This is a genomic window from Deltaproteobacteria bacterium, assembly GCA_005879795.1.
Taxonomy (GTDB): domain Bacteria; phylum Desulfobacterota; class Binatia; order DP-6; family DP-6; genus DP-6.
The window spans coordinates 1-6,604 of the sequence record VBKJ01000006.1; the positions used below are offsets into that span (position 1 = coordinate 1).

Here is a 6,604-nt window from a genome sequence, read left to right on the forward strand (position 1 = left end):
CGGTCAACGAGAACCTGAAGGAGCTCCTCGACGCCACCATCACCGACGGCCGCTGGGACTTCAAGTACCTCGGCATGCAGATCATCATCGAAGGTCTGGCCATGGCCGCCTTCGGGAACATGTTCCAGATCACGCAGGAACCGCTGCTGAAGGAGCTCGTGCGCTACGTGATGAAGGACGAATCGCGCCACGTGGCCTTCGGCATGCTCTCGCTCGCCGAGTTCTACCGCGAGATGCCGCCGGCCGAGCTGCGCGACCGCGAGGACTTCATCATCTATGCCTGCGAGCTGATGCGGAACCGGCTGGTGGGCGACCAGATCTCGAGCGCCATGGGATGGGATCGGGAGGAGGTGAAGCGGGTGGTGCTCGATTCCGCCCCTGCGCAGATGTTCCGGCGCATGCTGTTCGCGCGCGTGGTCCCGAACCTCCGCCGGCTCGGGCTGCTCACGCCGCGCGTGCGCGAGGCCTTCGCGGGCCTCGGCATCCTCGAGTTCGAGCACGCCGATCCGGAGGCACAGGATCGCGCGCTCGGGCTGGCGTAGGGCCGGCGCCTCGGACGGCCGCGAGGATCAGGGGCAGCGGCTCGAGCTCGCGGGCGACGCTTCAACGGAAGCGACCTCGTGTCGGCGAGTCTCGAAGCCGAAGGCCTTCGCCAGGAACGCGAGGTAGGCGGCGACGTCAACGACGTAGAGGTACGGGTAGAGGTACGGAACGATGCGCTGGGTCGCTTGCGCCGGATGCGTCGGCATGACGTTGTTCCTCTCGGAATCGGGGCATCAAGGGGCCGATCGGTGACCCGGATGCGCCGGTCTTCCCGATAGCACCCTCGCGCCCGATCAGGCCAGCGCACGCGCAGCTTGCCTGAACGGAACGCCAACCGCATGATCCAGCGCAAGCGGAGTTGGAGAAGAAGATGACGCTCGGCACGCCACGGATCGACTCCGAGTCCGTCGGAAACCCGCTCCGGTATCGAAGGCTCGAGGAGTTGGAGGAAGGACTCGACGCGTTGCCTCGCGGCCCGTGGGACAGGGGGCGCGTCGAGCTGATCGTGGCCCGGACAGCGGGCGGCCGGCGCGAGCGCCCGGAGCGTGTCCGATTGGAAGCCGACGCTGGCATCCCAGGGGACGCATGGGGTCGCCAGCAGGGGCCACACCCCGAGCGGGCCATCACCGTGATGGAGTTCGATGTGGCCGAGCTAATCGCGAACGGACAGCCGCTGGCATTGTTCGGCGACAACCTCTACCTGACTCTGGATCTCTCGACGGACAATCTGCCTGCCGGCAGCCGGGTCCGTGCGGGTGGAGCCGTCCTCGAGGTGACGGCGATGCCGCACAACGGGTGTCGAAAGTTCCGAGCGCGATTCGGTGCGGACGCTCTGCAGTTCGTATCGAAGACCGAGCTACGCCATCGGAACCTTCGCGGCATCTACATGCGCACGGTGGAAGGCGGCGAGATCGCCCCGGGCGATCCCGTCGAGGTCATCGCCCGGGCCCCCGCATCGGACGCGAAGCCGCTCTCCTGATCCAGTAGGGCGGATTCTGTCACCCATGGGCGATTCCCGGATGCGCGCTTCAAGTTCGAATACCGAGTCTGCCCTGCTCCTTGGCGTGGTGCGCTCCGAAGGCCAGCTGCTCGCGGTCGTCAGCCAACGACGGATGGCAGGGGGAGCCGCCGCGCTCCCGGCCGGCGCAGCCGGGCGATATGCAGTGACGAGCGTGCCCGTGGGGGCGGTGGACCAAGGTCTGCTGGCCGAGAAGACCCGCCTATGCGCTGCGTGGGGGCGCCTTTGCGACGTCGCCGCCCTCGACGGGGACGTGCTCGCGGACGTCCTGACCGTTCTACTGTCGACAGCGCCCGCCGCGTTCCCTGACGCAGGGCCGCTGCTTCGCCTGACGGCACCGCCACCACCCCCGCGCCGAACCGCGGGCCACCCGCGAGCGTTCAAAGGAACGAAGTACAGACCACCCAAGCCGCCAAGGCCAGCAGCGCTCGATCTGCGCTCGGCCCTGTGCTCGACACGCAACACATACACTCTGCTCGAACGCCTCTGGCCCTGGAGGGCGGAGGCCCTCGACCAGTTGGCCCGCCTTCGCTTCGACGAGGCGGGCCTGGCCCGGCTCGCGCAGTGCCCGACGCCACCCCTAGATCCGTACCTGCTGTTTCACCATGGCGGTTCCCCCACGCCGGCAAAGTTGGCGCCACTCTTCGTCGAGTGGATACTGCCCGCCTTGGCGGGAGCGTCTTGGCCGATCGTTCGCCGCGCGGCGAGCCTCTTCGGGCAACTCCGCTTGGCCGACGAACTGCATCTCGCCGCGCTCGGTGCCCGGCTGGTGCGCGTGGCCTGCGCCGAACGCGCCCTAAACTGGTGGGAAGCGCTCGTGAGCCAGCCGGGAGCTCGACGATCTGACTTCCTGGCCTTGGTCCTCGACACCGGCGCCTGGACAGAGAACCCCGCTCGAGTATCCGAAGCGCTCGTCGACCTCGGTCACGGGGCGAGGCCCGATCGGTACGAACCCTGGGCGCGTGTCCTCCTCGCGGGCCTGGCGCGCAAACTGAATCCCACCTATGTGGCGGCGGGAATCCGATTCGCCGTCGCGTATGCACCGACCTGGTGGTTCGGTGAGCTCGCCGACGATGCACCGGACTTTGGCCCGAGCACGCCCGCAGCCCTCCTGACCGCGCTACCCACGGAATGGAATGGCGATTGGCTGATGTCCCTGTGGGATACATGTGGGGCCGTGCCCGGCTTCGCGACCTTGATCGAGCAGGCGGACTGGAGGGCCCTTTCCCCACCGCAACGCATGTACCTGCTCCGCTTCTTCACCGACCTGCGATGGCAACAGGACAGCCACGCGCTCGACCCTCGGCGTTGGCGGGCCATCGAGCCTTTCCTGCCCCGAATCGAGGAGCTCGCGCGTACGGTCGCCACCCCGTACACCGACCAGGCCATGAATGACCTCGGCGAGCTGGTGGCGGAGATGAGCACACCCCACCAGATCCGAGATTGCTTGCCGCTCGCTCTGGATCTTCTGGCACGCGTCAACCGGCCTCCGTTCTGCGACGACGGCAACATGGCGACGGCGCTCTCGAACCTCCTGAGCCTTCCCGAAAGGGAGCGCGGGCGTTTCCTGGGCGCGCAGGAATCTTCCTTTCGACGGCTCGACAAGGCCTGTCTCCGGCGGAACGCCGCTTCGTTGGTTGCCTGGGGCATTTCGACGCTGGTGGCGAATGCGCCGGCGCTGGTCGCAGACGCGTTCGCATCTGCGCCAGGCTCGCTCTTCCGCACCGCCAGGGACCTCGGGGTGCTTTCGTGGGAAGCGCGCCGTGAGCTATTGAGGCGCTGCCTGGCGCTGGGCGTGTTCGATCTCCAGGTCGAGCGATGTCCCCTCGAGAAGCTCCTGCAACTCATCGATACGGTCGACGCGGCGGGATCGATGGTGCCGCGCGCCCTCCGCGACCAGCGCGCCGGCCGCCGCGTTCTCTCGGACGCTCAGGTGGCGCGCCACCAAGCGAAGCTTCGCCAGCGACTCCCGGAGATCCGTCTCGCGGCCATTCGCTCGGCCGTGATTGCCCATCTGGAGAGATCGATCGGCCTGCAGCGCACAACCCGCGAAGCACTGGAGGCGCTGGAACTCCTGCAACAAGCGGAGGGGAACCGCCGCGGTCTGCGGCGCTTCTTGCGGGCGCATCTGGCCGGCGATCCCGATTACCTCCTTCGGCATCCTGCGACCGTCGCATGGGCGCGTCGACATCCGGGCATCGATCTGGCTACATGGACGCGCGGGATCGACCACCACTTCACCACCGGCGGTCGGGCAGTCAGCATCCACCTCGAGCGCGACCCTCTCGAGGTCCTGAAGTTGGGGACCTACGTAGGGTCCTGCCTCGGGCTCGGCGGGAGCTTCGCCTGTTCCGCGGCGGCGGTCGTCCTCGATATCAACAAGCAGGTGCTCTACGCACGCGACGACCGGAACGCGGTGCTGGCTCGCCAGCTCGTCGCCATCAGCGACGATGACCAGCTGGTGCCTTTTTCGGTGTATCCGTTGTCGACGCCGCTCGTTTTGCTGCGAGCCTTTCGCGAGGTCGATCGTCAGCTCGCGGCCGCGCTTGCCATCGAGCAAGTAAGCGCGGATCAGCGCTACAGCATCGAGAACATCCTTTCCCGGGAATGGTGGGATGACGGGGCGTGGCCCGATGACCGGGACGCCACGGACGACGCCGCTAACAAGACAAATCCTTGACAGCTTTCCGAACACCGAGCAGCAGTCGACAAAACCAGAGGCTAGTTAGGCGGCTTCCGGCGACAGCCTTTGGAGACTTTCGCCTTCCATGATCACCCCGAAGCTTGCAGCCTGAAGAAAAGCGACCCTAGACCGAGCGACTGAACAGCAAGCGCCGCAGGGGCGATCGTCGCATGGAGGCGAGGGCTCGCGGACGCGGCGCCCAAGATCGAGATTGTGAGGCCCACGGCCTGAAGGGCACGCAACGGGTGCACCAAGGGAACGCCCGTAGGAACGATGAGGTGGTGACGGATTGCTGGATGAGGACGACGTCCACCGAGAAGAACCACGAACGGATGCCGAAGAAGTGGTCACGCCACGAATCGACAGCGCTCGGATTGGTCGTGACCAGAGCTGTTGCCTGTAGAAAGAGGAGGCCAGGTACGAGGAGGATCCAGAGGAAGGAAGCGACGGTCCAGGCGACGCCCTCCCGGAAGGACAAGAATCCCCACCAGTAGAAGGCGTGGTTGAGCAGCTTTTGGACGAGCCAGAGCGCGTGAACCCAATAGCGACGGCCCGGGACGAGTGCGGGCCGTAGGCCATCGAGCAGACGCACGACCCCGAACGAAAGGACCATGGAGAAGGCCACTGCGACGTGCTCGAAGAGATTCACGCGCTCACGTGGGCACCATCACTCGGGGACCTGCTGCGCTCGGGAGAACCGGGATACGTCTGGGCAGCTGGTTCGTGATGATCTAGTATCCCCTTGCTCGGCAACGGAGGACACAATGGCACTATTTGATGCGCGGGGCATAGACCATGTCGGCATTCGTTATCGCGATCTGCCGCGTGCCGTGGCCTGGTTTCGCGACGTCCTGGGTCTCCACATCGAGCACGAAGCACGAACCATGGCGGTAGTCAGCATCGGGAGCGACGGCTCGCAGTTGGCGCTCTTTCAAGCCGAAGGCGATGAGCCGCTTCGCCAGCCGCACCACGTGGCGCTGCGGGTTGCTGATCCCGGGGCGGCGGAGGCAGCGCTTCGCGCAGCCGGAGTTCCCCTGCGACAGGTCGGGCCGAATCTAGGCTTTGAGGATCCAGAGGGTACCGTTTTCCACTTCATGTCGGCACGCGTCGGGTAGGGTCCGCGCTCACCCCACGATCTTGTTCAGCGGGTACTCGATGATCCCCACCGCGCCGGCGCGCAGCAGCTTCGGGATCAGCTCGCGCACCGTCGCCTCGGCGATCACGCTCTCGACGGCGAACCACTCCGTGCCGTAGAGGGGTGACACGGTCGGCGCCGTGATCGCGGGCACGAGCGCGATCACGTCTTGCAGGCGGTCGCGCGGCACGTTCATCTTGAGGCCCACCTGCGCCTCGGCGCGGAGCGCGCCGGCGAGGAGGAGGGCGATCTGCTCGATCTTCTCGCGCTTCCAGGGGACCGCCCAGGCGGCGCGGTTGGCGATCAGCTGCGGCACCGACTCGAAGAGGTCGCACACGATGCGGAGCCCGTGGGCGCGGATGGTGGAGCCCGTCTCGGTCACCTCGACGATCGCGTCGACCAGGCCCTCGGCCACCTTCGCCTCGGTGGCGCCCCACGAGAACTCGATGTGCACGTCGACGTTCCGCTCCGCGAACCAGCGGCGGGTGTAGCCGACCAGCTCGGTCGCGATGCGCTTGCCGCGCAGATCCTCGGGCTTCCGCACGGGCGAATCGGCACCCACCACCAGCACCCAGCGCGTCGGGCGGAGGCTCGTCTTCGAGTAGACCAGCTCCTGCGCGACCACGACGTCGGCTTCGTCCTCCAGCACCCAGTCGCGCCCGGTGATGCCGGCATCGAGCGTGCCGCTCGCGACGTAGCGCGCCATCTCCTGCGCGCGCACGAGGAGGCAGCGGAGCGCCGGGTCGTCGATCGACGGGAAGTAGCTGCGCGCGTCGGTCTTGATCTTCCAGCCCGAGCGGCGGAAGAGCTCGATGGTCGCCTCCTCGAGGCTCCCCTTGGGGATGCCGAGCTGGAGGACGTTCATCCCGCCGACGGCGGCTCGAGCCGGGGTGCGATCACGCGCCAGTCCTCGCCCTCGACGTGGCGGAAGAAGCAGCTCGCGTAGCCCTCGTGGCAGGCGACGCCGCCCACCTGCTCGACGCGGAGGAGCACGGCGTCGGCGTCGCAGTCGACCAGCAGCTCGCGCACGTGCTGCACGTGGCCGGAGGTCTCGCCCTTCACCCAGAGGGCGTTGCGCGAGGTGCTCCAGTAGGTGGCCTTGCCGGTCGCGAGCGTGTGCCGCCACGCCTCGCGGTTCATGTAGGCGACCATCAGCACCTGGCCGGTGCGCACGTCCTGGGCGATCGCCGGCAGCAGGCCGCCCCGCTTGTCGAAATCGGGCTCC

6 protein-coding genes are annotated in these 6,604 nt (G+C 67.2%); 3 read left to right on the plus strand and 3 right to left on the minus strand.

What is annotated here, in order from left to right; genetic code table 11:
- Positions 1-569: 569 nt before the first annotated feature.
- Positions 570-749 (minus strand): hypothetical protein, encoded by a 180-nt coding sequence (locus E6J59_00160; GenBank protein TMB24533.1) that lies wholly within the window; start codon positions 747-749, stop codon positions 570-572.
- A gap of 152 nt (positions 750-901) precedes the next feature.
- On the opposite strand from E6J59_00160, the gene E6J59_00165 reads away from it, so the two are divergent.
- From E6J59_00165 to E6J59_00175, 3 genes are all read left to right on the plus strand, one after another.
- Positions 902-1,522: an MOSC domain-containing protein gene (locus E6J59_00165; GenBank protein TMB24534.1), complete on the plus strand. Its 621-nt coding sequence runs from the start codon at positions 902-904 to the stop codon at positions 1,520-1,522.
- Between the two features lie 556 nt (positions 1,523-2,078).
- Positions 2,079-4,241, plus strand: a complete 2,163-nt coding sequence (locus E6J59_00170; GenBank protein TMB24535.1) for a hypothetical protein — start codon at positions 2,079-2,081, stop codon at positions 4,239-4,241.
- 614 nt (positions 4,242-4,855) lie between these two features.
- Complete coding sequence (locus tag E6J59_00175; GenBank protein TMB24536.1) at positions 4,856-5,359, plus strand: VOC family protein; 504 nt, start codon at positions 4,856-4,858, stop codon at positions 5,357-5,359.
- 9 nt (positions 5,360-5,368) lie between these two features.
- Here E6J59_00175 and E6J59_00180 read toward each other — a convergent pair whose 3' ends face one another.
- Positions 5,369-6,244, minus strand: a complete 876-nt coding sequence (locus E6J59_00180) for an ATP phosphoribosyltransferase (protein ID TMB24537.1) — start codon at positions 6,242-6,244, stop codon at positions 5,369-5,371.
- On the minus strand, positions 6,241-6,604 hold a 364-nt coding region (gene hisI / locus E6J59_00185; protein TMB24538.1), incomplete at its 5' end, for a phosphoribosyl-AMP cyclohydrolase. The genes E6J59_00180 and hisI, both read right to left, overlap by 4 nt.

Bases quoted from the DNA above. Each gene is read 5' to 3' on its own strand.
- E6J59_00160 (TMB24533.1), bottom strand. From the start codon at position 749: ATGCCGACGCATCCGGCGCAAGCGACCCAGCGCATCGTTCCGTACCTC.
- E6J59_00175 (TMB24536.1), top strand. From the start codon at position 4,856: ATGGAGAAGGCCACTGCGACGTGCTCGAAGAGATTCACGCGCTCACGT.
- E6J59_00180 (TMB24537.1), bottom strand. From the start codon at position 6,244: ATGAACGTCCTCCAGCTCGGCATCCCCAAGGGGAGCCTCGAGGAGGCG.